Origin of the sequence: Pseudomonas sp. LAMO17WK12:I5, assembly GCF_900215165.1 — a bacterium.
GTDB classification, from domain to species: domain Bacteria; phylum Pseudomonadota; class Gammaproteobacteria; order Pseudomonadales; family Pseudomonadaceae; genus Aquipseudomonas; species Aquipseudomonas putida_A.
In genome coordinates this window covers 397,961-423,560 of the sequence record NZ_OBDS01000005.1, presented here as the reverse complement: position 1 = coordinate 423,560, position 25,600 = coordinate 397,961, and the positions used below count along the sequence as shown (strand labels likewise).

The window sequence follows — 25,600 nt, the reverse complement described above, 5'->3', positions numbered from 1 at the left end:
CCTTTTAGAAGGCCCTCGCCACGGACAAGTTCAGGCGGATTCACTTCATCGACTGCGCGATGATTTCCACCAGGTTGAGCTGGGTGAATGGCTTGGGCAAACGCGGCAATTGCGCGGCAAAGCCTTCCAGGCGTTCAGCGTAACCGGTGGCCAGAATGATCGGCAGATCCGGCTTGAGCAGGCGCACCGCATGCGCCAGTTGCGCGCCGCTCATCTGCGGCATGGCCATGTCGGTGATCATCAGATCGATGACTTCGCCCTGCTCGAACAACGCCAGCGCCCTGGCACCGGATGTGGCGTTGATCACGCGATGGCCAAGGTCTTCGAGCAGCAGCGTGGTGCTGGTCATCACCAGCGAATCGTCGTCCACCACCAGCACGCTGAGGCGCGGCACCAACACCGGTTTGACCGCCGGGTAGAGGTTTTTTGCCGTCTCCCCTGCCAGCGCCACCGGTATCCACATTTCAGCGCGGGTGCCATGGCCTTTTTCGCTCTTGAGAATGAAACGGCCACCCAGTTGCTCGATAAAGCCATGCACCATCGACAAGCCCAGCCCGGTGCCCTTGCCCACGCCCTTGGTGGTGAAAAACGGATCCCTGGCCGAACCCAGCGTGGCTTCGTCCATGCCCTCGCCCGTGTCGATCACGCTCAGGCACACATAGTGCCCGGCCGCCATTGACGAATGGCTTTGCTCAAGCACGACTTCCGGCTGCGCGGTAATGCACAGGCTGCCACCGTCGACCATGGCGTCGCGTGCGTTGGTCGCCAGATTGAGCAACGCCAGTTCCAGTTGGTTGCTGTCGGCCAGCACCGGTTGCAGATCCTCGGGAAAGCGTGTCTCGATGCGAATCCCCGGGCCTATCGAGCTGCGCAACAGTCCGGTGATGCCTTGCACCAGTTGCGGAATATCGACCGGCTCGGTCTTGAGTTCCTGACGGCGGGCGAAGGCCAGCATGCGTTGGGTCAGCGATACTCCACGCAACGCACCCTGCGTGGCGTTTTCCAGCAGACGGCTGTTTTTCGGATCGTCACCGATGCGCTTTTGCAGAATCTCCAGATTGCCCAGAATCACCGTCAGCAAATTGTTGAAGTCATGGGCGATGCCGCCGCTGAGCTGACCGATGGCCTGCATCTTCTGCGCCTGGAACAGCGCTTCGCGGGTCTTTTCCAGCGCCACTTGCGACTCATGGGCTTCGGTGACATCGCGGGTGATCTTGGCAAACCCGAGCAGCGTGCCGGTTTCGCCGCGAATGGCATCGACCACCACGTGGGCCAGAAACCGCGTGCCATCCTTGCGCATGCGCCAGCTCTTGTTCTCGAAACGGCCCTCGCGGGTGGCAATCTCCAGCGCCCGTTGCGGTTCGCCGGCCACACGGTCTTCCGGAGTGTAGAAAATCGAAAAATGCTGGCCGATGATTTCTTCCGGCTGGTACCCCTTGATCCGCTGGGCGCCCTGATTCCAGTTGCTCACACGACCTTCGGGGCTGAGCATGTAGATCGCATAATCGGTGACACCCTGCACCAGCAGGCGAAACTGCTGTTCGCTTTGCTTGAGGGTTTCCTCAGCCATCTTGCGGTCGGTCAGGTCACGGGTGATCTTGGCGTAGCCGAGCAGTTTGCCGTTGGGATCAATGATCGGATCGATGACCACATGGCACCAGAAGCTGGTGCCATCCTTGCGCACCCGCCAGCCTTCGCCTTCGAAGCGTCCTTCGTGCAGCGCTGTGTCGAGCGCGCGTTGCGGCAGGCCCGCCGCACGATCATCGGCGGTATAGAAGCGCGAGAAATGCTCGCCGAGAATTTCCGCCTCTTCGTAGCCCTTGAAGCGTTTCGCGCCGGAGTTCCAACTGGTGATGATGCCGTCCGGGTCGATCATGTAAATCGCATAATCGACCACCGCATCGATCAGCAGACGAAAACGCATCTCCTCGATCGCGGCAGTTTTGCTCGGGTTGTCACTCATCAGGTTCACCGCTGGTTTTCATTAGCGCAAGTATGCGGCAATCCGGCGCCATGGGAAGGTGCAAACGCGCTTCTATTCACGGCGTGATCAATGGGTTGATTGAGGACGAGTCGGTGCCGAGCGACCACCAGCGTGGCAGCAGTTGCTGAATGCGCGGTTCGGCGAAGCGGTCATCGATCAGCATCACCACGCCACGATCTTCACGGGTGCGGATCACCCGCCCGGCGGCCTGCACCACTTTCTGCACGCCCGGATACAGATAGGTGTAGTCGTAACCGGCGCCGAAAATCGCCGCCATGCGCCGTTTCAACTGTTCGTTGACCGGGTTGAGCTGGGCCAGCCCCAGGGTCGCAATGAACGCGCCGATCAGCCGTGCCCCGGGCAGGTCGATGCCCTCGCCGAACGCACCGCCCAACACGGCGAAGCCGATGCCCTGGCTGTCGGCGGTGAACTGATCGAGAAAGGCTTGCCGCTGCCCTTCGGCCATGCCCCGGGACTGTTGCCACAGATTGATCTGCGGATGGCGTTCGGCGAGGAGCGTCAGCACTTGTTGCAGGTAATCGAAGCTGCTGAAGAACGCCAGGTAATTGCCCGGGCGCTCGCTGAACTGGCGGGCGATCAGCTCGACGATCGGTTCCAGCGACGCCTGACGATGATTGAAGCGCGTGGAGATACGGCTGACGATCTGCACCTGCAACTGTTCGGCGCTGAAGGGTGATTCGACGTCTATGCATACCGTGTCGGCGGGCGTGCCGAGCAGATCGGCGTAATAGCGCCGCGGGCTTAGCGTCGCCGAGAACAACACGCTGCTGCGCGCCGCTTTCAGCCGGGGGCCGATGAACGCCGCCGGCACCACGTTGCGCAGGCACAACTGCGACAGCGGTCGCTTGCGCTCAAGGTCGCGCTTGCTGATGTCGAACAGGTAATGCTCGTCGAACAGCTCCGCCACCCGGCCGAACTGCAGCATGTCGAAATAGAAGGTTTGCAGCGCGCTGTCGAGCCCCTGCGGATGATCATTGAGGTAGTCACCGATGGCCGCGCTGCACAGGGACACCGCTTGCAGCAGTTTCTCCGGGGCCTTGTCGTAAGCCTGATACGGCGCCAGTTGCGGCTGATGCAGCGCGTTCCACTCGCGATTGACCCGTTGCAGGGATTTTTTCAGCACTTCGGGGGCAGTCTTGCGCACACTGGCCAGCGCGGCCTGATCGAGACTGGCGCTGTACATCGAACGCCCGCGCTCGACCAGGTTGTGCGCTTCATCGGCCAGCACCGCGACTTTCCACTGATTGAGCTGGGCCAGACCGAACAGCAGCGCGCTGAAATCGAAGTAATAGTTGTAGTCCGCCACCACCACGTCGGCCCAGCGGGCCATTTCCTGGCTCAAGTAATACGGGCACACCGTGTGCTCACGGGCCACTTCGCGCATCGACGCCTGATCCAGCAGATTGATCCGGCTGGCCGCTTGGCGGGCGGCGGGCAGCCGATCATAAAAGCCCTGGGCCAACGGGCAGGACTCACCGTGACAGGCTTTGTCCGGGTGTTCGCAAGCCTTGTCGCGGGCGACCATCTCCAGCACCCGCAGCGGCAAGCGTTCAGACTGATCGAACAACACCTGACTGGCATCCAGCGCCAGTTTGCGCCCCGGGGTCTTGGCGGTCAGAAAGAACACCTTGTCCAGTTGCTGCGGCGCCAGTGCCTTGAGCATGGGGAACAGCGTGCCGAGGGTTTTGCCGATGCCGGTGGGCGCCTGGGCCATCAGGCAGCGGCCGGTGCTGACCGCTTTGAACACCGATTCGGCCAGATGCCGCTGGCCGGGGCGAAAGTCGGCGTGGGGAAAGCTCAATTGCTGCGCGACCAGATTGCGCGCCTCGCGATGGGCCATTTCTTGCTCGGCCCAGTTCAGGAACAACCGGCATTGCTGTTCGAAAAAATCCTGCAAGGCTGGAGCATTGAAGGACTCGACCAGACAGGTTTCCTTTTCGCTGACGATGTCGAAATACACCAGCGCCAGATTGATCTGCGCAAGCTCCAGCTTGCGACACATCAGCCAGCCGTAGATTTTCGCCTGCGCCCAATGCAACTGCCGATGGTTGGCCGGTTGCTTGCTCAGGTCACCGCGATAGGTTTTGACTTCTTCCAGACAGTTCTGCGCCGGGTCATAGCCGTCCGCCCTGCCCCTGACCTTCAACTGCAGAAACTCGCCCTCCAGTGCCACTTCGCTTTGGTATTTGTCGTTGCGCCGCGAGGCCACGGTGCGGTGCCCGAGCATGCCTTCGAGGGCTGTCGGCGAAGGGGTAAAACGCAGGTCGAGGTCGCCGGTCTTGGCGGTGAACTCGCATAGGGCACGGACGGCAATGCTGTAGCTCAAGCGCTCTGCTCCGCCCATTGCACGTAGCACACGGCGACCGGCATCTGGTGTTGGTGGCAAAATTCCAGCCAGCGCAGTTGGTTGTCCTGCAAGCGGTCACCGGGGCCTTTGACTTCGATCATCCGGTAGGTCTTGTGCTGCGGCCAGAACTGGATCAGATCCGGCATGCCGGCGCGATTGGCCTTGATGTCGAGCAGCAGGCGATTGAACCAGTGCTTGAGGTGTTCCGCCGGCAAACACGCCAGCGCCTGCTCCAGCAGTTGCTCATTCAACGCGCCCCAGAACACGAACGGCGACTGCACGCCCCATTTGGCGGCGAAGCGCTCACGAATGGTCGCCGCATAACGGCCGTCGTCGAGTTGGTCGAGGCAAGCCTGAAACAGTTCGGCGCGGCGTTGCTGAAAGTCTTCGTTGAGCAGATCCACCGGCCCGCGCTGGAACGGATGAAAGAACGCCCCCGGCAGCGGCGCAAAAATCGCCGGCCAGCACAACAGGCCGAACAGCGAGTTGATCAGGCTGTTCTCGACGTAGTGCACCGGGCCGCTGTCTTCGTGCAAATGCGCCTGCACGTAAAACTCCACTGACAATCCCGGATCAGTGCGCGGCAGTTGCAGATCGAGGCGCTCGACCGGGCGTGGCGTTGCCCGTTTGAGCGGCGGCCCGCCGAGTTTGCGTCGCAGCCGTGGCAGCATGCGTTGCAGGCTTTGCTGTTCGGCGGCGCTTTCCGGCGCCTGTTCGGCGAGGCTGGCGAGCTCCAGCGCCAGTGCGTATTCGCCGCAGCGCTCCAGCACGCGGATCATTCGCTGACGGGCGCCGGGGTAGGCACAGTTGCGGTAAATACTCAGGGCCAGGGCAAACTCGGCGATGCGCTCGCAATACTGGCCGATCTGGAACAGCACCTTGCCGCGCCGCCGCTGCAGCCACGGGTTGTCGAACTGCAACGCGCGGACCTGCTCGACAATGAGCTCCAACGGTTCACCGGCTTCGAAGCGTTGCTGGCACTGATGCAGGAACACGCAGGCGTCAACGTCCTCTCGACTGCGCAGACCGCGGGAGTCGGCGCAGAATTCGACTTTTTCGTAGGTAAAGATCCCGAGGTCGGCGAGGACGAATTCCGACCAGTCCTGATACAGGTTGCCGAAGAACATCAGACGCAGGCGGTCGCAGAGGTCCATGATGGTCAGGCTGAGCAAGCGGTCGCCGAGCGTCGGTGCCCAATCGCAGAGACTGCGCGACTCGCTGAATTGCTCGGCGAGCGCCGGCAGCCAGTCGTCCTTGCGGCCCTTGGGTTGCTCGATAAAGCTGCCGAACGCCTGCAGCAGCTCAGCCTTGAGCAACACGTCGAACACTTCGGCAACGCTCAATAAAGCCTGATCGTCGAGCCAGCCGTGACGCAACAACGGCTGCGCGGCGTTGCTGATGTCCCCGATTTCCGGGTAGTTGAGTTTGCCGAAGCGGAAATGCACGCCCTTGCGCATTATCATGCGCACCAGCAAACCCTGCGAAGCGCGTGGCAAGGCCTTGAAGTCGCGAATAAAGCCGTGCTCGGATTCGCTCATCACATCGGCATAGCGAAGTTCAAGCCAATCAAGCACTTGCCGGAAGTTGTTGAGGTAATAGAACGGATCGTCGAGCGGGTTGGCAGTCACGGGAATTCAGGGCCATGGCGAGCGAATACTGGTTATGCGTACAGATACCAGCTCTGCCCCGTCGCGTGCAAACGGAAAAAGATCAGTGGCAGCGGCAATCGGGATTTTTTCAGGGTGCCATCGAACTTTTCCCGGTTCGATGGCACCAACCGCGTTAGAGACCGAAGTCGGTCAATTGATATGGAATGAGGTATTTGAGGTGGGTATGAACATCAAGACTCTGGGTCTTCCCCTGGCGGTAGCAGCCTTCCTGGCATTGGGCGGCTGCTCGACACCGACGGTGGTGACCTTGCAGAACGGCACTCAGTATTTGACCAAGGACATGCCGAAAACCAAGAACAAGGACGGGTTCTATGAATTCGAGGATATTTCCGGGACCAAGGTGAAAGTCCGCTCCGATGAGGTCGCGACCGTACGCAAGGAAGACTGACACCCCGTTTTACCTGTAGGAGCTGCCGCAGGCTGCGATCTTTTGATTTTGATTTTAAAAACAAGATCAAAAGATCGCAGCCTGCGGCAGCTCCTACAGGGGAAGTGTTATCCGCCTGGGTTATTCGAAAGCAGGCAAACCCATAATGCTGTGATCACAGCTGAAATACTGCTCACCGCGCCGCGCCAGCTCGGCTTGCAGTCGCCGGCAGCGCTCCAGATCCTGCTGGGTCATGCGGTCGATGCTCAGGTTACCGGTGGCTTGCGCCTGTTTGTCGTCACCGCGCCGAAACGTCACGAACGGCTGTTCGGGCTGGATCTGAAACAGGCTTTTCTCTTCGACCGGCTCGGCTGCTTCGGTCTTCGCCGGTTTCGGCAATTGGTCACTGCTGATGCCGTAGCGGCTCAGAATCGAGGTTTGAGGCAGATCGGCCCAGGCATTGGCCGATAACAGTGCCAGTCCGACAATCCCGACATACCCCTTGAACCTTTTCACGTGTGCACCTCCTGTACTCAATGGCGGCTGGCTATAGAACGTGTGTGCACGTGCTGGCTTTAGGCCGCTTTTGCTGTTTGCAGAGCTTTTGAGTCAGGGTGTGGCTGTTGAGTCACTTTTGATACCGAGCTGAATCCTTCGCGAGCAGGCTCGCTCCCACACTGGACCTGTGTCGATCACATAGCCCCATGTGGGAGCGAGCCTGCTCGCGAATAGGCCCTTACCGGCGCCCTATTAACCTCAGGCGATCACAATTCCATCGGCACTGAGGCTATTCAGCGCCACCCCAACCAATGTCACCGAATCCCCGCCAAACTTCAGCACCGTGTCCTGTCCCACCGCCGTCGCATGCGCGCGGAAGTCATCATTGGGCAACACACCCTGGACGCCAAGAAACACCAGTTTGTCGTTCGACGTAAAACCCACCACCCGATCCTGACCGAACGCGCCGTTGAACAGGAACGTATCCGCCCCGCCCCCGGACTCCATCAGGTCATTGCCGGCGCCACCGACAAACACGTCGTTGCCGACGCCGCCAATCAAATGATCGTTGCCATCCAGACCAAACAACCAGTCACCGCCGGCATGCGCCTTGAGCGTATCGGCGCCGCTGGTGCCTTTGACACTGGACTCGTACTGCGTGACATTGCTGCCGACCTTCAGACCGCTGGCCGTGACGCTGTGGGTCACGTCGTCCTTGAACAGGCCCCAGAGAAAACCCGGCTCCTTGGTGACGATGCTGCCGATGTCGCGGGTGATGCTGATCCCGCCGTTGGCGTCGCGCACGTACAGGTTGCCGGCGCCGTCGTTGGCGAAGTCGAAGGTGTTCACCGATTTCTGCAACTCGAGGGTGTTGTTGCCGGCGCCACCAAGAATCACGTTGTAGCCGCCAGCGTCACGGAAGGTGTCGTTGCCGGCGCGACCTTCCAAATAGTCATTGCCGCTGCCGCCCTGGATCAGATCGTTGCTGTCGCTGCCGATGATGAACGTGCTGCCCTTGTGGGTTTCGGCGTTGCGGTTGAGGTCCTGCACCCACGTGTTGGCCCGCGCCGGGTCCGACAGGTTGGCGACGATGATCGTCGAGTCTTTGCTGGTCAGATCGTAGAACTTCGACTCGATGATGCGGTTCATGCCGTCGCCGTAAGCGGTCGGCAAGTGCGAGATCCAGGTCGGGATGTTGAGGATGGAGAACGGCAGCAGATTCCACGCGGTCGAGGCGTAGTGATCGTTGAAGCTGACGATGTTGTCGGTGGCCGATTCCTTGGGCGCGTCGTGCACGCCGACCGAGGCGCCGGTAAAGGTCGAACCGTCGAGGGCGCGGAACACCGGATCGTTTTCGTAACCGACATTGAGCACTTTGTCGGTGCTGCTCTGGGTCGGCGAGGCGTAGGCGATGTAGTTGGAATCGGCGAAGAATCCGCCCCACTTGCCACCGCTCAGATCGGCCATGCTGTTGACCGCCAGCCCACCGAGACTGTGGCCGCTGACCAGCACGTCTTTGCCGCTGAGGCCATTGGCCTTGGCGAACGCCACCACGTCATTCAGTAGATTACCGAACGCTTCGCCGACGTAATTCTTGGCGTAGTCCTTGGGACCGAACGCTGCCAGCAGGTCGTTGATCACGTCGCCGATGGAATCGAGGATCAGGTTTTCCCGCGGGCCGCTGGTGCCGCGAAAGGCGATACCGATTTCGGTGAGATGGCCCTGGGCGTCGTACTTGCCGAGGATTTCCACCTGAGCGGTGGTGTAACCGGCCTTCTCACCGAAGAAGGTTCCGCGCGCGTCGGTCTTGCCGTCGTAGCCCAGTTGCGAGGCGGTGATCGGAGTCCAGCCAGCCTTTTTCACGGCGTCGAGGGCGAGTTTTTCCGAGTCGGGGTTCCACGGAATACCGGGAATCACCCCTTGCGAATCAGTACCGCCGAGCAGCGCGGTGACCAACGTGGCGGGCAGGCCGAGGCCGAAGCCGTTGTGCTGATAACCGGCGGCAAAGCCGTTATCGAGGTTGTGGTAGGAATACAGCGTGATCGCCATGGCATCGCTGAACAGCGCCTTGGAATCGGCTGTGCCGAAGTTCTTGTAGTCATACACACCCATTGCTATTGCCTCTCTTTTGTTGGAATTGTCAGAGATAGCTCACAGCCAGGGCGCCCCTCACGGGCACGCCCCGGAGCATTTCAGTACTACTTGCATTGCTTTTAACTGTAGGAGTGAGCCTGCTCGCGATGAGACCGTGTCAGGCAACATGGATGGAGACTGACTCACCGCGATCGCGAGCAGGCTCACTCCTACAGGGTTTGTCTTAACAAGGAGCTAGGCGAACACGAACGCCGAGTCCGACAGGTTAGCCACTCCCACCCCGACCAGGGTCACGGCATATTCGCCAATCTTCAGCACGGTATCGGCCCCCGACTGCACAGCATGCTGCTTGTAGTCATAACCCTGCCCCGCGCCTTCGACGCCCATGAACACCAGTTTGTCGCTGCCCTGATAACCATTGATCGCATCAAAACCGAACGCGCCGCTGAAGAGGAAGGTGTTGTTGCCACCCACTGCCGTCATCACGTCGTTGCCGGCGCCACCGACGAAGGTCACGTGGCCCTTGTCGCTGATCAGCTTGTCATCGCCGCCCAGGCCAAACAGCCAGTCACCGTCGGCGCTGGCGTGCAGCGCATTGCCGTACGCATCGCCGTTGAGCGAATGGGTGTACTGGGTCAGTTCGCTGCCATTGGTCAAACCCTTGGCCGTGACACCCCAGGTGATTTCCTTGCTGCCCCACCACGACCCCGACTCCTTGCTCACCAGCGCGCCGATGTCGCGGGTCATGCTGATGCCGCCGTAGGCGTCGCGCACGTACAGCGTGCCGTCACCGTCGTTGGCGAAGCTGAAGTTCTGCAGCGGTTTCTGCAGCTCGAAGGTGTTGTGGCCCTGACCACCGAGGAGGATGTTGAAACCACCGTCATCGCGGAAGCGGTCATCGCCGCCCAGGCCTTCGAGGAAATCGTTACCCGCCCCGCCCTTGAGCCAGTCGTTGCTGTTGGTGCCAATGATGAAAGTGCTGCCGGTGTGCGGCTCGCCGCTGCGCCCCAGATCCTCGACCCAGGTCTTGCCCCGGGACGATTCCTCAAGGTTGGAGACGATGAGGGTCGAGTCCTTGTGTGTCAGGTTGTAGAACTTCGAGTCGATCACCCGGTTCAAGCCATCGGCATACCCGAGCGAGCTGTGGGCCGACCAGTTCAGCGGATTGACGATGCTGAACGGCACCAGGTTCTGCGCGGTGGACGCGTAGTTGTCGGTGAAATTGACGATGTTGTCGGTGGTCGACTCGTGCGCCCCGTCGTGCTTGCCCAGCGAACCGCTGCTGAACGTGGTGCCGTCCAGCGCACGGAACACCGGATCGTTTTCGTAACCGATGTTCAGCACGTTGTTGCCGGTGCTGCTCTGGGTCGGCGAGGCGAACGCGATGTAGTTGGCATCCTTGAAGAAACCGCCCCAGTTGCTGGCACTCAACTCGGCCACGCTGTTGACCCCTAGCCCGCCGAGGCTGTGGCCGCTGAACAGCACGTCCTTGGCGGCGATGCCGTTGGCGATGGCAAACGCGGCAACGGACTTGAGCAGGTTGTCGAAGGCATTTTTCGCGTAGTTGCTCGCGTAATCCGATGGCCCAATGGCGGCCAGCAGGTTGTTTTTCATGTCGCCGAAGGTGTCGCTGTAACCCAGACCGCCAGTGCCGCGAAAGGCCACGCCGAGGCCGATCAGCTTGCCGCCGGCGTCGTACTTGCCGAGCACTTCGGCCTCGGCGCTGGTGAAGCCGTCCTTCTCACCGAAGAACGTGCCTTGGGCGCCGACCTTGCCCTGATAACCCAGCGCCGTGGCGCTGAGCGGTTTCCAGGCGGTGGCCGGCAACGGCTGGCCGGTTGGCGTGTAGGCATACAGCGTCAGTGCGATGGCATCGCTGTACAACGCTTTGCCGTCGGCATTTTTATAATCGAACAATCCCATGTTGTGCTCTCTCTTCCTTCAAAACCGGCAGCCCCCAAGGGACTGCCGGCACGCTTTTAGAACTGCCAGTCGAGGGTCAGACCCACACCGTGGTCTTTCTCGTTGTTACCGATCAGTCCGTTGTAGTCCAGGTTGACCCGGACATCGCGATTGAGCGCCAGCCCGGCGCGTACGCCGACCACCGCCGCATCACGATCCATCGACACACTCTGCACGGTGAACGCGCTGTTGCCATTGGCGAAGGCCAGGTGGCTGTCAGCATCGACACTGCTCAGGTTGTGCTGCCAGCCGAGGGTCGCGCCCAGTTCCAGCTGATGTTTGTCCGACAGCGCGAAGCTGCGTTTGGCGCGTACGCCAAGGGTCGACAGCACCACGTCGCGGTTGTCTTCGCCGCTCTTGAGCGCCGCAGCATCACCCTTCTCGGTGAAGCTGTCGGTGTTCAAGTGCACGTACGACAGGTTGGCGAATGGCTCCAGATTCATCGGTTGCAGACGCAGATCGTAAGCCGCTTCGGTGAACACCTGAGTGGTCGCCGCATCGTGCTTGGTTTTCTCTTTGCCATTGACGCCCGCGAACTGCAGATCACGCTTCACGTCCACGCGATGCCAGCTGTAAGCCGCACCGGCGGTCAAACGCAGCGCATCGATCTGATGCCCCAGGTACGCACCCAGGTGGTAGCTGTCGACCGAGGCCGACGAATGCGTGTCGCTGCCCATGTTCAACGAGCTGTCGCTATAACCGGTAACGAAACCCAGACGCGTATCTTCAGCAATCAAACCGTCGACACCGGCCAGCAGCCCGCCAATGGAGCTGTTGGAGTCGGCGTTTTCATGGCCGCCATCGCTCTTGCCCCACGAACCCAGCACCTTGACCCAGGCGTTGCTGCGGTCGTCGGTCGGTGCGTCGGCATTGAACAGATCACGCTCGCGCAGACGTTCGCCCACCGCTTCACGCAGGTAGCGGCTGTCGTTGATCAGCAGCGTGCCGATGGCCGGGTGGATCTCACCGGATAACTGTTGGAACGCCTGCTGCGCCGACGCCGCATTCGGCGACAACAGCAGGGTTTCGTACAGCGCATTGCCCGCACCCAGCCCTTCGGCAGCCGCACCAACCGCACGTTGGTTCGGCGTCAGACCGACACTGGCGAACGATGCGCCGTTGCGCCCGACGTCCAGTTGCACGCCGTTTGCCGAGTACGCCAGGGTGCCGCCGAGAAACGCGTAGTTCGGCAGCACTTGCCCGAACTGGCCTTGGATGCCACCGGGCGCTTGCAGGATGTTGAACTGCGAACCGAGCAGGCTCTTCACTTCAGTCGTCGTCAGCAAGGTCGGGCTGTTTTCCAGCGACAGACTGACCGTGGCGCCATCAATCACCGCTTTGCCACCAGCAATGATCTTGTCGCTGCTGGTCGGTGAGACTTCCACCGCGTAGGTCGAACCGCGCTCGAAGGTCACGTCACCGGCGACGTTCAGCGTGCCGATCGAGTTGCCCGGGGCGACGGTACCGCCGCTTTTCGCGGTCAGTGCACCGATGCGGCCGTTACCGCCGAGGATGCCGCTGTCGTTGACCGTGACCGCCGAAGCCAGCGTGCCATTGATCGCCAGACGCCCCTGATTGACCAGAGTCGGGCCGCTGTAGGTGTTGTTGCCGGTCAGCACCAGTGTGCCGATGCCCTGCTTGGTCAGGCCGCCGTGACCGGAAATGTCGTTGCGCCAGGTGTCGAGGCCACAGGTGATGTCGTTGCACACGCGCTCGGTCGGTTTGCCCTTGTCGATGATCGCGCCGATGCCCGGCAAGTCCGCGACAAACTGCCCGGAACCGTAGGCCCCCTGAATGCGGAACTCTTCCGGGATGTCCTGCTCGGTGATGAACATAGCCGGGCCGTCGATGCCTTTGCGCAGGTTGATCATGCCCCAGCCGTACAAGGCGTCGATGCCCGGTGCGCCGAGGTCGGTCGCGGTGGTACGCAGCACCGTGGCGACCTGATCGCCCGTCATGTACGGGAAGCGCTCCATCAACACCGCCATCGAGCCCGCCACATGCGGTGCGGCCATCGAGGTGCCGTTGTAGTTCTTGTAGCCGGTGGTCAGGTTGTCGGCGTTGGTGCCGCTGATGATCGAGCTGTAGATCTGCGTGCCCGGCGCCGAGACGCAGAAGCTCGCGGTGTAGCCGCAGCGCGAGGAAAACGTACTCATGATGTACGGATTGGTGCTGGCCAGATCAGGGTTCTTCTGCAACGCGGCGACGGTGATCCAGTTCGGCGCGATGTCCGGCACAAAGTAACCGAGGCCGGCGATAGCGTCCGGGTTGTTCAGGTTGTAATCGTTACCGGCGGCGAAGATCGTCACGATGCCGCTGCGGGCGGCGGCGATGGCGCCGTCGTAGGCGCCGCCGGGCTTGGTGCCGAGCAGCGTGCGGATTTCGTTGAACTGCAATTGCGCGTCGTTGACGGTGAAGTGCGGATACGCCGGGTCGCGGCCGCCGAGGTCGAAACGGTCAGTGATGCCGATGCCCCAGCTGTTGTTGATGATCCGCGCGCCACTGGCGATCAGCGCATCCCAACCGGCCTTGTACACCGCACCGTCGTTGCCACGGACGATGCCGTCTTCCGGGCCCGGGTCACCGTTATCCGCGCTGATGATCTGCGCACCGAACGCCACGCCGTGCATCGGCCCGCCGTCACGGCTGCCGGCAGCGATGCCACCGACGTGGGTGCCGTGGGCACCGAGCGTGCCGTCGGAACCGACCGAAGGCGAACCGTCATAACGGAACGCATCGCCGGCTTTGACCGGGATGTACGGGTCGGTGTATTCGCGGATCCCGCTGGTGACCAGGGTGATGACTTTGTTGGCACCGGAGAACTCCGGGTGCGCGGCGTACACCGGCTGGTCGAAGATCCCCAGTTTCACACCTTTGCCGGTGTAACCGGCGGCGTAAGCGTGATCCGCGCCGATGGCGCCCAGGCCCCATTCCGCCTGGAACTCGGCGCTGCGCCAACTGGCGGGATCGCCGCTGCGGCCGCTTTCCACGTAAGGCGCCGCGTGCGCGGTGCCCCAGGTGGCCAGTGCGCAGAGCATGGCGCAATTGAGGGTTTTCATGGCGAAGCGACCGCCCGTTTGCGCGGGGGTATTGTTGTTATTCATCCAGCGACCTTCCTTAGTGTTGTTGCGAAAAATCCGTCTACTTCAATCTCATGAATGCTGCTTTGTGTGGCGAGGGAGCTTGCTCCCGCTGGGGCGCGAAGCGGCCCTGTGCATTCTTCCAGTCGAACCCGGCTCATCGGATTTACGACTGCTGCGCAGCCGAGCGGGAGCAAGCTCCCTCGCCACAGGTATGTGCCCACAGCGCCTACAGGGGACGTATTCACCCTCCGTCAGAACTGCCAGTTCAGGCTCAGCCCCACGCCGTGGCTCTTCTCGCGGTTAGCCAGTTGTCCGTTGTAATCGAGGTTGACTCGCACGTCCTTGCTCAACGCCAGGCTGGCTTGTACGCCGACCAGCGCCGCGTCACGCACCAGTGCCGAACTCTCGACCGCGTACGGTGTGCTACCGCTGGCGAAACGCAGATGCTGTTCGGCGTCGATGTCGCTGAGGCTGTGCTGCCAGCCAAGATGCCCGCTCAGGTCCAGCGCCTGCGCGGCCGACAGGTTGAAGCGCTTGACCGCGCGCACACCGAGGGTGCTGAGGACCGCATCACGCTGATCGCCCGAGCTTTTCAGCGCCGCCGCGTCGCCCTTTTCGGTGAAGCCGTCAGTGTCCAGATGCACGTAAGCGAGGTTGGCGAACGGCTCCAGCGCGAGCGGCTGCAGGTTCAGCCGGTAAGCCGCTTCGCCGAAGACCTGCGTGGTGGCCGCATCGACCTTGGCTTTCTGTTTGGCGCTGACATCGCCGTATTGCAGATCGCGCTTCACATCGGCGCGATGCCAGCTATAGGCCGCGCCGGTGCTCAGGCGCCAGGCGCCGATGTCATGACCGGCGTAAGCGCCGAGGTGATAGCTGTCGACCTTGGCCGACGAGTGCGTGTCCGAGCCCATGTTCAGCGAGCTGTCGCTGTAACCGGTGACCAGACCGATGCGCGTCTGCTCGTCCAGCGCGCCGTCGACACCGGCGAGCAAGCCGCCGATCGAGGTGCTGTAGCGCGAGGTGTCGTTACCGGAATCGGTCGAACCCCAGGCGCCGAGGGCCTTGATCCAGCCATTGCTTTGCGTGGCGTTGGCATCGTGCAGACGTTCGCCGACCGCGTCACGCAACTGGCGGCTGTCATTGATCAGCATCGAGCCGAGCGCCGGGTAGATTTCGCCGCTCAATTGCTGGAAGGCTTGCTGCGCCGATGCAGCAGACGCCGACAGCAGCAGGCTTTCGTACACCGAATTGCCGGCGCCGAGGCCTTCGACGGCGGCCGCCACCGCACGCTGGTTCGGGGTTTGCCCGACACTGGCGAACGAGGTGGCGTTGCGCTGGATGTCGAGCTGAATGGCGTTGCCCGTGTAGTCGAGGTTGCCGCCGATGAACAGGTAATCCGGCAGCACCGCGCCGAACTGGCCCTGAATGCCGCCCGCCGCTTGCAAAATGTCGTATGAATGGCCGAGCAGGCTGCGCGCTTGCGTGGTGCTGAGCAGAGTCGGGCTGTTTTCCAGCGACAGGCTGACGGTAGCGCCGCTGATGCTCGCGACGCCGCCGGCGACGATGCGGTCGCTGCTGGTCGGCGACAGCTCGACCGCGTAGGTCGAGCCTGGGGCAAAGGTCACGTCACCGGCCACGCTCAAGGTGCCGATGGAGTTGCCCGGCGCCACGCGGCCACCGCTGTTGGCGATCAGCGAAGCGATCCGCCCCGAACCGCCAAGGGTGCCGCTGTCGTTGACGGTCACCGCCGAGGCCAGCGAGCCGTTGACGCTGAGCAAGCCGCCATTGACCGTGGTCGGGCCACGGAAGGTGTTGTCGCCGGTCAGCAGCAAGCGCCCTGCCCCGGACTTGATCAGGCTGCCCTGATAGACCCGGGTCGCCGCTGCGGCATCACGGGCCATACCAACCGCGTAGTCGGTCTGATCCTGCTGACTGGCGCCGGCCGGGACACCGTTCTGCCAGCCCTTGTCCTGCAGGGTCTGCTGCCAGGCGTTGTGTTCGGCGAGGTCTTCGCGCTGACGCTGAATCAGTGCCTTGTCGGAGATGTCATTGCTCCACACATCGCTTTGCCCGGCCGCCAGGTTGGCATCGAACGCGCCAAGCAATTGCCCCGGCCCGCGCATCGCCCGATCGAGGTTGGCCACGCCCCAGCCGACCCGTTCGGTCGGCGCATCGGTAATCGCGCCGTCGAGTTGCGTGGCGGTGGTCAGCAGCACTTCCAGCGCCTGCTGATTATTCATGTACGGGTAGCGTTCCATCACCAGCGCCAGTGCCCCGGTAGCGTGCGGCGCGGCCATCGAGGTGCCGGACTTGATTGCGTAATCGCCACCCGGAATGGTGCTGTCGATCTTCGCCCCCGGCGTGGTGATGCACCAGTATTTGGCGATGCCGCACTGGTTGTATTTCTGCTGATTGCTTTGGTCCAGCCCGGAAACTGCCAGCCAGTGGCCTTCGAGGTCCGGCTGAAAGTACGGCAACGCCGAGCGCACGCTGGCATTCGGGTAGCCGCTGTTACCGGCGCTGAACACGTTGATCACGCCACGGCGCGAGACGTCCGCCGCTGCATCGAGCCAGGTGCCCTGATTCCAGTGCTGGGCGTAAGCGGCATGCAGATCGGCCAGAGTGCGATAGCTGACATCCGGCGGCTGACTGCCCCAACTGTTGTTGATTGCGCGCACGCCGGCAGCGGCCAGGGCGTCATAGGCGGCTTTGAAATAACGCGGATCGGGTTTCGGGCCGAACAGAAAGCTGTCGTTGTTGTTGGTGTTGCCGACGTAGATTTGCGCGTTGTACGCCACCCCGTGCATGCCGGTGCCGTCACGGCTCGCGCCCATGGTGCCGACCACGTGGGTGCCGTGGGAATCGTTGTTGGAATTGAGGGTGCCGTTGACGTTGAACAGCGAGCCGTCGACGTAACTGCCGGAGGCCAGCACCGGGTGATAGCGGTCGCTGGCGAACTCCGGATGGGCGGCGTCGAAGCCGGAGTCGAGGGCGCCGATTTTCACGCCTTTACCGGTGATCCCGGCGGCGTAAGCCTGATCGGCCTGCATCCGCGCCAGGCCCCAGTCGCGCTGGAATTCGGCGCTGCGCCAACTGGCGGGATCGCCGGGCTTGCCGGTTTCGAGGTACTGCGCATGGGCTTGCGCGATGGAAACTGCGAGCAACAGGGTGCCGACCGCTGCCGGCTTGATGCGTACGTCCATGTTCACCACTCACTTTTCTTATTGTTTTGCAGGCACTGACAGCCAGATCAAAAGATCGCAGCCTTCGGCAGCTCCTACAGGGATTGCTGTGTTCTATGTAGGAGCTGCCGCAGGCTGCGATCTTTTGCTCTGCTTTAAGCGCCTACAGGACTTTCAGTGTTACTGGGTTTTCGGGCCTTGTCCGAACGCCTCATCCACCCGTGCCAGATCCTGTTCGTTCAATGTCCCCGCGTAGTAATGCAGCTTGGTCCAGGCCATCAAATAGTCGTAGCGCGCCTGGGCCAGATCGCGGCGGGTGGTAAACAGTTGTTGTTCTGCGTTCAGCGCATCGAGGTTAGTCCGCTCGCCGCCGAGAATGCTTTGCTTGGTCGACACCACCAGCGCTTCAGCCGAAGCCAGAGCCTTCTGGTAGGCGCGCAGTTTGTTGACCCCCGACAGGCAGGCGCTGAACTGGCGGCGCAGTTCGATCAAGGTTTCGCGGGTCTTGCCATCGAGCTCGTATTCCGCCTGCTCCATGGTGCGGCTGGCCTGACGGGTCGAGGCCGATACCCCGCCACCGGCGTACAGTGGAACGTTGACTTCAAAGCCGATGGTATTGGTGTCGTAGCGCTGGTTATAGGTGTTGCCGCTGTCCGATTCAGTCTTGCGGATCGACGCATAGGCACTGACTTTGGGCAGGTGCCCGGCGCGGTTGCGCTCGACTTCGTACTTGGCCACTTCCACCGCCTGGCGTTGCGACGCCAGATTGGGGTTGTTGCTGATCGCCAGCTCATGCCAGGTGTCGTAGTTGGCCGGCATCAGGGCAAAGGTCTGAAAATTCTGATCCAGTGGCGCCAGCTCGCTGATGTCCACCGTCTGCACGCCGACCAGCGCCCCCAGTTCACGCAGCGCGGCGTCCTGCTCGTTGCGTGCCTCGATCTCTTCGGCGGTCGCCAGTTCATAGCGCGACTCGGCTTCGAGAATGTCGGTGCGCGTGCCCTCGCCCTGCTTGAACATATGCTCGTTCTGCTGGAACTGTTGCTCGTAAGCCTTCTTCTTGGCCTGGGCGATGTCGATCTGATCCTGGGCGAACAAGGCTTTGGTGTAGTTGTCCAGCACCCGTACCAGCAGTTCCTGACTCTTGCCGCGAAACGCCTCGTCGGCGAACAGCGACTGCGCCACACCTTTGCGATACGCCGCGTAGGCTTCGTAGTCGAGCAACGGTTGCTGCAAGGTCAGGGTCGAGCCATAGCTGTTGTAGTTGCGGTCTTCGGTGAGGTTGCCGCGAGCGGTCAGTTGCGTGGCCTTCGAGGTGTTGTGACCCCGGTTGTAGTTGTAACCCAGTCTCGGCAACAACCCGGCGCGGCCGATGGTGCGGTTTTCCAGGCCCGCGTCGCGCTCCTTGATCGCGCCGAGGAACACCGGATCGTTGCGCAATGCCTGTTCGTAGACCTCGAATGGCCCCATGGCCGCCAGCGCGCTGTTTCCTGCGAGCAGCGCGAACGCTGCTCCCAACATCGAAAGCTTATTCATACAGCCGAACATCCTTATTCTTCAGTCAACGCAGAGCCAGCGCGATCGAGCAATGGTTTGAACAGGTAGTTGAGCAGTGACCGTTCGCCCGTGCGCACGAACATTTCCGCCGGCATACCGGGCTTGATCACCAGGCCATGGAGTTTTTCCATCGCCTGATCACTGACGCTGCTGCGCAACACGTAGTACGGCACGCCGGTTTTCTCATCGACCATCTGGTCGGCGGAAATCAGGCTGACCTCACCCGGCACGCGCGGGGTCTTGCTCTGGTTGAACGCGGTAAACAGGATATCGACCGGCAGATGCGTGCCGACCTTGTCGATCAAGTTGATCGGCAAGTGCCCTTCGACTTCCAGGGTGGTGCCTTGCGGGACGATCTCCAGCAGGGTTTCGCCCTGACGCACCACGGCGCCTTCGGTGTGTACGCCGAGGTTGACCGCCACGCCGTCGGCAGTGGCGAGGATCTCGCTGTGCTGCAGGTCGAAACCGGCCGAAGTCAGTTGCTCCGACAGGGTCACGCTTTTGAGCTGCGCGTCGGCCAGTTGCGTGCGCACTTCCTTCTGATATTCCTCGCCATGCTGTTGCAGCTTCAGGCGCGATTCGAGGATGCCCTGCTCCACTCGGCCGCTTTCACCGGTGTTTTCCGCCAGTTGTTGCTGCACTTGCGACAGCTGCCGCTGGTACTCCATCAAGCGGTTGCGCGGGATGTAGCCGTTGTCCGCCAGTGGCTGCAGGTTGCTCAGTTGCTGTTGCAGCGAATCGGCCTGGGCATTGAGGTCGGTGCGGGCGCGACGCATGCCCGCCAGCTGCGCGGTGGCGCCTTCGATGCTGGCGCGCAGACCGGCCTGCTCGCGGTAGAACGCTTCGCGACGGCTGCTGAACAGTTGACGCTGGCCTTCAAGAACCAGCGCCAGACGCGGATCCGGGTCGTTACTCAGTTCGGCAGGAAAGGTGATCTCTTTGCGGTTGTCGCGCTCGGCCTGCCAGCGTGCGAGGCTGGCCCAGGCCATGCGGTATTGCGCCTGCAACGACTGCACGTCGGCGGCCACCTGGGTCTGATCGAGGCGAAACAACGGTTGACCCTGCTTCACGATCTCGCCTTCGCGCACCAGAATCCGGCTGACCACGCCGCTGCTCATCGACTGCACAGCTTTGCGCTTGCCCGAGACCACCACGGTGCCTTGCACCGGAATCCCCTGATCCAGCGGCGCCAGTGCGGCCCAAGTGAAGAAACTGCCAGCGCCGACGATTGCCAGAATCCAGCCCATGCGGGCGAAGAATTTCGCATCGCGCTCCGGGCGCTCGGTGACGTACGCGTGTTCCATGGAGGCTTCGTTTTCAGTGTTCATGCTGGCGCTGCTCATACACTCGAATTCCTTGTCGAGGGCTGGTACTGCCGGCTCATGCTGAGCCCGCCCGGTGCCTGCGCGGATTTTTCCCGTTGTTGTTCCTGAGCGCCGGACAGCGCCTTGAGCACTTCCTGACTGGCGCCGAACGCCTGCAAGCGGCCATCGTTGAGCACCAGCAGTTTGTCCGCCTGAGCCAGTACCGAAGAGCGATGCGTCACCAGCACCACGGTGGTGCCCTTGGCCTTGAGCTGGGCGATGGCGCTGGCCAGCGCGGCTTCACCAACAGTGTCGAGGTTGGAGTTCGGCTCATCGAGCACCACCAGGCTCGGATCGCCATACATCGCACGGGCCAGGGCCACACGCTGCTTTTGACCGCCGGACAGGCCACTGCCGTCCTCGCCCAGTTGCGTGTCGTAGCCTTGCGGCAGGCGCAGAATCATCTCGTGGACGCCGGCCTGTTGCGCGGCGGCCACGACCTTCTCCGGGTTGGCTTCGCTGAAACGGGCAATGTTTTCGGCGATGCTGCCGCTGAACAGTTCGATGTCTTGTGGCAGGTAGCCGATGTACGGGCCGAGCTCGTCGCGGTTCCAGCGATGGATGTCGGCACTGTCCAGGCGCACCGTGCCGCCGAGGGTCGGCCACACGCCGACCAGCACACGGGCCAGGGTCGACTTGCCGGAACCGGAAGCACCGAGCACGCCGAGCACTTCGCCAGCGCCCAGATTGAAATTGATCATCTGCAGGGTTGCCGCGCGCTGCCCGGGAGGGCCGGCACTGACTTGCTCGAAGGTGATCTGGCCTTTCGGCGCCGGCAGCGCCATGGCGTCATCACTCGGCGGGAACGCCTGCAGCAAAGAGTCCAGACGACGATAGGCCAGCTTCGCCCCGCTCCACTGTTTCCACACGGCGATCAACTGGTCGATCGGGCTCAGCACGCGGCCCATCAGGATCGAACCGGCAATCATCATCCCGGCGGTCATGTCGCCCTTGATCACCAGCAACGCACCGAGGCCCAGCACCAGCGATTGCAGGCACAGGCGCAGGGTCTTGCTGATCGAGCTGATCACCGCGCCGGTGTCGCTGGCCTGATTCTGCAGGCCGAGGAAACGCGAGTGCACACCGAACCAGCGCTTGCGCAACGCGCCGAGCATGCCCATGGCCTGGATGGTTTCGGCGTTGTGCAGGTGGCTGGTCGCCAGTTGGCTGGACTTCTGCGAGTAACCGGCGGCTTCCCCCAGCGGCTTTTTGGTCATGTATTCGTTGAGGCAGGCCAGCGCAATCAGCAGCAGCGCGCCGGCCGTGGCGAGCACGCCCAGCCAGACGTTGAACAGGTAGATGACAAACAGATAGACCGGGAACCACGGCGCGTCGAAAAACGCGAACAGGGCCGGGCCGGTGACGAATTGGCGAATGTGGGTCAGGTCGCCCAGCGATTGCCCGGCGTTGCCCTCGCCCTTGAACAGGTTGCGTTCGAACGCCGCCTGATACACCCGCAGGTTGAAGCGGCGCTCCAGTTGGCTGCCGATGCGGATCACGATGAAGCTGCGGATCACCTCCAGCATGCCGATGAAGGCAAAGAAGCCAACCACCATCAATGACAGCATCGCCAACGTCGTTTCGTTCTGCGAAGACAGTACGCGGTCGTAGACCTGCAGCATATAAATGGAGGGCACCAGCATCAGCACGTTAATCAGTGCGGTAAAGCACCCGACGCTGATCAGAATGCTTTTATAGTCACCCAAAGCCTTGAACAAGGGAGCGGTGGCTGGGGCCTTCGCCATCTTCATTGTTTCTTCCTGAAATGATAGATCCCGCCAGACTTCGGCGAGCGCTCAATTAATGTTCCGCCTACCTGCGAAAGATGTTTTGCAAGTACTCGCTTACCATTCAACAACAACTGCGACGATCACTTATAACGTTCAAACACTGCCATATATTCAATCTGGATTAGTTGAGCGTTTATTTCGTCGCGCGTTCGAGTGTAACAACCAGGCCCGACTTCAAAGTGCTGGAATAGAGCCCGTCACGTTGTCGGCTGAAAAACACGATTCTTGAACCTTCCTTGCCGGTGATCGAAATTCCGTCGGGTTCCGGAAACCAGCCGGTAGGCGAATCTTCCAGCCATGCACCAAGGCATTCGGCGCCCTTGCCGACGGTCTGATTGGCTTGCAGTTCGAGGGCACAGGTGTTCGACGGTTTATCCTGCAGCTTTTGCGCTTCGGGCGCGTCATTTTCAGTGCTCAACGTCGCCTGCCATTGCCCGGCAAAAACCGAGGGATCTTCAAGTCTGAGGCTGCTTGCCATGGTTGTTTCTCCAGAAATCATGATCAGCGCCGCCGAAAGCCACGCCATCGCCTTGTAGGTAAAAACTTTACAGATCATCAGAAAATTCGCTCCAGCACCTAGCCTTGCCCAGCCATCAACACGATGCAAGCAAAGAAAGCGGCGCATCAAGCGCCGCTTCCCGTTTCACATCACGCCACGATGTCGCTGGTCGCTGCCTGGCCCACGGTGCTGACCTGGAAGTCCGCCACGCCGTGCCCGGAGAAGTCCACCGACAACAGGCTGTTGCCGCCCGACGAGGTCAGGATCGCGTCGCCGGCCGAACCGGTGAAGCTGCTGACAAAGTGCAGGCCGGAACCGTTGGTGATGGCGCTCAGGTCGATTTTGTCCAGACCGCTGACGAAATCGAGGATCTGATCGATTGCACCCGGCTTGGAGTCGGAACTGGAGGCGAACACGAAAGTGTCCGAACCCGAACCGCCCCACAGTTTGTCCGCACCACCGGCGCCGTAGATGATGTCGTTGCCGGCACCGCCCTTCAGCTCGTTGGACGCACTGTTACCGATCAGCAGGTCGTTGCCCGAACCGCCGATGGCGTTCTCGATGGTCACGCCCTTGGCGATGGACACGTTACCGATCATGCCACCTACGTCGGAGAACGAGGCTTCATTGAGGTTGATCTTCTGGTTCTGGGTGAAACCCGAGAAGTCGAAGGTGTCCTTGCCGCCCGCGTCCCACACCGAGAACACCAGCTTGTCGCTCGACGACGAGGCGCTGAGGAAATCGCGACCGGCGTTGGAGTTGAAGCCGTAGGTGGTGTCACCGGTACGGGTGGTCAGGTTGGCGCCGTACAGCTTCTGGATCGCTGCAATGTCGTCCATCAGCGGGCCGGAAGCGTAAGCTTCCACACCGCCCTTGCTGAAGTTCTGGGCGGTGTTGCTTTCGCTCCAGTAACTCATGAGGCTGTAACCGCGGGTGTCTTGCCCGTAGGAAGCATCCTTGTAAGTCGGGTTGCCTTCGCCGGCGTTGTAGTCGCCAGGGTGAGACAGGCCCAGGGTGTGGCCGATTTCGTGGGTCAGGGTTTGACGCCCGTAATTGTTCAGGCCCGGGGTCTTGTTGACGTCATAGCCACTGCCGGTCAGGTACCAGGACTGACCGTCATAGCCTGGCTCGGTGCCTGGCAGGAACGCAAACGCCGCCGCACCTTCCTGGCCGCCGCTGTAGTTACCGAAGGTCATGTGACCGTCGCCACCACGGGAAGCTTCGGTGAACGTCACGTTGGCGACATCCGCCCAGGATTGCATGGCGAGCACGGCCTGGGCTTTCTGCAGGGAGCTGAACTGACTGAAACCGGTGACGCCCAGGCCGCTGAAGTTAGCGGTTTTGGCGGTCAGAAAGGTGTAGGTCAGTTCGATCTTGCCACTGTTGTCCAGGTCGTGCCAGGAGGCACCGTCGCGCAACAGTTGAGTGGCGGCTTGATCCACCGAGAAGGAGGGTTTGCCATTGACCGTGAGGTTGCCGCCACGATCGTATTGATGGCTGAAGCTATTGATCTGGTTCCAGGCAGAGCTGGTCGCAGCCAGAGATTGCGCTGCGCCGACAGGCACGAATGTGTCTGCGGTGATATCAATAGCGTTCGCTTTTACTTTCGACATAAACACACTTCCTTGTTTAGCAATGGAACAGTTTTTGTCAGATAGCGACGATCCCTGGCGAGATCGTCCTATCACTCGCCCAATGAAGGCGTAAGAAACCTGACACAATTTGAAATCTGTCGTCTAGCATTTTTTTGAGATCAAAACCGACTGCTCCGTCAAATGCCCGTAAACAATGACTGCGGGGTCGAAAGATTGTTATGAGGTGTTTGTTCTCGCCTAATTGTCTGACGATTTTCTATTTAAATATTAAATATCGGTAAGTTGCTTTTTGATAGATACGTCTCACTTTGCTGCACTCTATTAGTGCGATGCCAGTGTAGTGATATCAATCAAATCAGCGTTGCTAAAACACTTGTGGGAGCGGGCTTGCTCGCGAATGCTATTTATCTGCCAACCTGTTTGCTGACTGATCGAACGCATTCGCGAGCAAGCCCGCTCCCACAGGAGGGGTGATGTGGTTTAGCTACCGGTACGGATCTTGTTCCACACCCGCGTGCGGATCCGGTCAATGTTCAGCGGCATTGCCTCCAGCGCAAACAGCTTGCCCATCATCTCCGGGCTCGGATAGACCTTGGTGTCACCCTTGATTGCCGGATCGATCAGGCTGTCGGCCTGCTGGTTGCCATTGGCGTAGTGCACGTAATTGCTGATGCCGGCCATCACATCCGGACGCAGTAGGTAGTTCATGAACGCGTAACCGGCCTTCTCGTCCGGTGCATCGGCGGGCATGGCGACCATGTCGAACCATATGGCGGCGCCTTCCTTGGGAATCGCGTAACCGATGTCGATGCCGTTCTTCGCTTCCTTGGCGCGGTTTTCCGCCTGCAGGATGTCACCGGAGAAACCGACCGCCACGCAGATATCGCCATTGGCCAGGTCGCTGGTGTACTTCGAGGAATGGAAGTAGCTGACATACGGCCGCACTTTCATCAGCAATGCTTCGGCTTTCTTGTAGTCCTCGGGGTTCTTGCTGTGGGGCGGCAAGCCCAGGTAATTGAGGGCTGCCGGCAGCAATTCCGGGCCGTTATCGAGGATCGCCACGCCGCACTTCTGCAGTTTTTCCATGTATTCGGGCTTGAAGATCAGATCCCAGGAATCCACTGGCGCGTTGTCACCCAGCACCGCCTTGACCTTGGCGACGTTGTAGCCGATGCCGGTGCTGCCCCACAGATACGGAAAGCCGTGCTCGTTGTTCGGGTCGTTGACCTGCAAGGCCTTGAGCAACACCGGGTTGAGGTTCTTCCAGTTCGGCAACTGGCTCTTGTCGAGCTTCTTCAGCGCCCCGCCCTGGATCTGCCGCGCCATGAAGTGGTTGGACGGGAACACCACGTCATAACCGGATTTGCCGGTCATCAACTTGCCGTCGAGGGTTTCGTTGCTGTCGTAGACGTCATAGGTGACGCCGATGCCGGTGTCTTTCTGGAAGTTTTTCGTGGTGTCCGGCGCGATGTAGTCCGACCAGTTGTAAATTTTCACCGTTTCGGCGGCATGACTAATGGAGGCGGCCAGCAGCAGCGGCGCCAGAGCGAGGGTTTTCTGGATCATGGGGTCGATTCCTGTAGTGGCTAT

Annotated in this window: 15 protein-coding genes; 1 reads left to right on the top strand and 14 read right to left on the bottom strand. The window is 61.2% G+C overall.

The annotated features are described in order from the left end of the window. Nucleotides 1-40: 40 nt before the first annotated feature. From CRO59_RS11425 to CRO59_RS11415, 3 genes are all read right to left on the bottom strand, one after another. Entirely contained in the window at nucleotides 41-1,963 is a 1,923-nt protein-coding gene (locus tag CRO59_RS11425; RefSeq protein WP_097087494.1) for a PAS domain-containing sensor histidine kinase, read from the bottom strand. 76 nt (nucleotides 1,964-2,039) lie between these two features. After that, nucleotides 2,040-4,331: an ATP-dependent DNA helicase gene (locus CRO59_RS11420; RefSeq protein ID WP_097087462.1), complete on the bottom strand. Its 2,292-nt coding sequence runs from the start codon at nucleotides 4,329-4,331 to the stop codon at nucleotides 2,040-2,042. Beyond that, nucleotides 4,328-5,980 (bottom strand): VRR-NUC domain-containing protein, encoded by a 1,653-nt coding sequence (locus CRO59_RS11415; protein ID WP_097087460.1) that lies wholly within the window; start codon nucleotides 5,978-5,980, stop codon nucleotides 4,328-4,330. Before CRO59_RS11415 ends, CRO59_RS11420 begins: the two co-directional genes overlap by 4 nt. Before the next feature lie 205 nt (nucleotides 5,981-6,185). Here CRO59_RS11415 and CRO59_RS11410 point away from each other — a divergent pair, with 205 nt between their 5' ends. After that, on the top strand, nucleotides 6,186-6,410 hold the full coding sequence (locus CRO59_RS11410) for a YgdI/YgdR family lipoprotein (RefSeq protein ID WP_041064149.1): 225 nt from the start codon (nucleotides 6,186-6,188) through the stop codon (nucleotides 6,408-6,410). 120 nt (nucleotides 6,411-6,530) lie between these two features. On the opposite strand, the gene CRO59_RS11405 is transcribed toward CRO59_RS11410, so the two are convergent. The 11 genes from CRO59_RS11405 to CRO59_RS11355 form a co-directional block, all read right to left on the bottom strand. Continuing rightward, the gene (locus CRO59_RS11405) at nucleotides 6,531-6,905 is read right to left on the bottom strand and encodes a hypothetical protein (protein ID WP_097087458.1); all 375 of its coding nucleotides are present in this window, start codon (nucleotides 6,903-6,905) and stop codon (nucleotides 6,531-6,533) included. A gap of 240 nt (nucleotides 6,906-7,145) precedes the next feature. Next, nucleotides 7,146-8,999 carry a polyurethanase gene (locus CRO59_RS11400; protein WP_097087456.1) on the bottom strand — a complete coding sequence of 618 codons (1,854 nt, stop codon included), beginning with the start codon at nucleotides 8,997-8,999 and terminating at the stop codon, nucleotides 7,146-7,148. A 216-nt stretch (nucleotides 9,000-9,215) separates the two neighbouring features. Further along, entirely contained in the window at nucleotides 9,216-10,904 is a 1,689-nt protein-coding gene (locus tag CRO59_RS11395) for a polyurethanase (protein WP_097087454.1), read from the bottom strand. Between the two features lie 56 nt (nucleotides 10,905-10,960). After that, nucleotides 10,961-14,047 carry an autotransporter serine protease gene (locus CRO59_RS11390; protein ID WP_097087452.1) on the bottom strand — a complete coding sequence of 1,029 codons (3,087 nt, stop codon included), beginning with the start codon at nucleotides 14,045-14,047 and terminating at the stop codon, nucleotides 10,961-10,963. Between the two features lie 230 nt (nucleotides 14,048-14,277). Further along, a complete protein-coding gene (locus CRO59_RS11385; protein ID WP_097087451.1) occupies nucleotides 14,278-17,229 on the bottom strand; it encodes an autotransporter serine protease in 2,952 nt (983 codons plus the stop codon). A gap of 159 nt (nucleotides 17,230-17,388) precedes the next feature. Continuing rightward, nucleotides 17,389-18,753, bottom strand: a complete 1,365-nt coding sequence (locus tag CRO59_RS11380; protein WP_097087449.1) for a TolC family outer membrane protein — start codon at nucleotides 18,751-18,753, stop codon at nucleotides 17,389-17,391. 2 nt (nucleotides 18,754-18,755) lie between these two features. Further along, a complete protein-coding gene (locus tag CRO59_RS11375) occupies nucleotides 18,756-20,105 on the bottom strand; it encodes an HlyD family type I secretion periplasmic adaptor subunit (protein ID WP_049827896.1) in 1,350 nt (449 codons plus the stop codon). Continuing rightward, nucleotides 20,102-21,877 carry a type I secretion system permease/ATPase gene (locus CRO59_RS11370; protein WP_097087446.1) on the bottom strand — a complete coding sequence of 592 codons (1,776 nt, stop codon included), beginning with the start codon at nucleotides 21,875-21,877 and terminating at the stop codon, nucleotides 20,102-20,104. Before CRO59_RS11370 ends, CRO59_RS11375 begins: the two co-directional genes overlap by 4 nt. A 172-nt stretch (nucleotides 21,878-22,049) precedes the next feature. Beyond that, nucleotides 22,050-22,472, bottom strand: coding sequence for an AprI/Inh family metalloprotease inhibitor (locus CRO59_RS11365; protein ID WP_158556652.1), 423 nt, complete (start codon nucleotides 22,470-22,472; stop codon nucleotides 22,050-22,052). Nucleotides 22,473-22,564: 92 nt separating this feature from the next. After that, a complete protein-coding gene (locus tag CRO59_RS11360) occupies nucleotides 22,565-24,028 on the bottom strand; it encodes a serralysin family metalloprotease (protein ID WP_097087444.1) in 1,464 nt (487 codons plus the stop codon). Between the two features lie 462 nt (nucleotides 24,029-24,490). Beyond that, nucleotides 24,491-25,576 carry a polyamine ABC transporter substrate-binding protein gene (locus CRO59_RS11355; protein ID WP_027612779.1) on the bottom strand — a complete coding sequence of 362 codons (1,086 nt, stop codon included), beginning with the start codon at nucleotides 25,574-25,576 and terminating at the stop codon, nucleotides 24,491-24,493. Between the last annotated feature and the right edge of the window lie 24 nt (nucleotides 25,577-25,600).